This is a genomic window from uncultured Campylobacter sp., assembly GCF_938030785.1.
Lineage (GTDB): Bacteria > Campylobacterota > Campylobacteria > Campylobacterales > Campylobacteraceae > Campylobacter_B.
The window spans coordinates 1-1,046 of sequence record NZ_CALHIK010000056.1 but is presented as its reverse complement, the minus strand read 5'-3'; the positions used below and the strand labels follow the sequence as shown (position 1 = coordinate 1,046).

The window sequence follows — 1,046 nt, the reverse complement described above, 5'->3', positions numbered from 1 at the left end:
CAGAGCTCTGCCAAAGTAAAACTTCGCAAAATTTTAGCTTTAAATTTGAAAGCGCACATACCATCTGCTGTACCGTAAGCAAACCGCGACGGAGAATGGAGGTACGGCGAGCGATTGTTGCGGCAGCATGAACGGCGCGCTGCGAGCCTTATCGCCACAATAAAACAAGAAGTCTGCATTTAAAATTTACCACACATAAAATTTCGCCGCGATAAATGCAATAAATTTAGATATCGGGAGCGATCCGTGCGGTTTTGATTTCTGCGCGTCACGCAGTAAATTTTATGCGCGGCAAATTTTGAGCCGAATAATTTATCTTTTATCGCGGCCACGCCAAAATCTAAGCTCTCTACGCGCTAAGACGGCGCTTGCATGTAGCGCTAGCTAGAATGAAATTTAATCGGCAGTTGAGACTGGCTGTCACCCCATAAAATGCTTGCGTGCAGCGCGGGCAAGAAATTTAACCCGCCGCCTAGCGCGCGATGAAAGAGCTTTGCGGCGCCTACGCCGCGATGATTTCGCGTACCTTTTCGGTGAAATTATCGCTCACGATGTATTCGGTCGGATAAACGAGTACCTCGCTGCCGTTGCGAATCCGCAGAATCAGCCGCTTGGTATTTTTTAGCGCCGTGTCGCAAAAGGCGAGATGGTAAATTTTATAAATTTTCTCGCGACTTAGCTCGCCCAAATTTAGCTCAAACTCGAAATCCTGCGCGTTTTTGCGCTGCGCCTCGCGCTCTTTGCGCGCCTTAAGAGCGGGATCCTCCGCAACAAACCCGCCCCTTCGCTCAGCAAAATTCCCGCCGCCGTAGCCGCCACTTCGTTCGCCGCCGAAACCGTTTTCGCCCTCATTTCTGCGCTCGGAGCCGAATCTGGAGCCTCTGATTTTGCCTGGCGCGTAGTTTTCGATCTCGCGTGCCGCATCCAGGCTCAAAATTTCATCCAGATAAATTTGATATTTGCCGCCGTAAGGGGACGTGTTTTTACTAAGCCGCACCCAAAACGCCATCGGGCGCTCCAGCGCGTCGTCGTTTAGCGATGCTACC

The 1,046-nt window shown here is 50.9% G+C and carries 1 pseudogene; it reads right to left on the bottom strand.

From position 1 onward, the window contains the following. Positions 1–502 precede the first annotated feature (502 nt). Positions 503–1,046, bottom strand: a pseudogene (locus tag Q0438_RS03005) (DNA polymerase III subunit alpha); the annotation flags it as partial.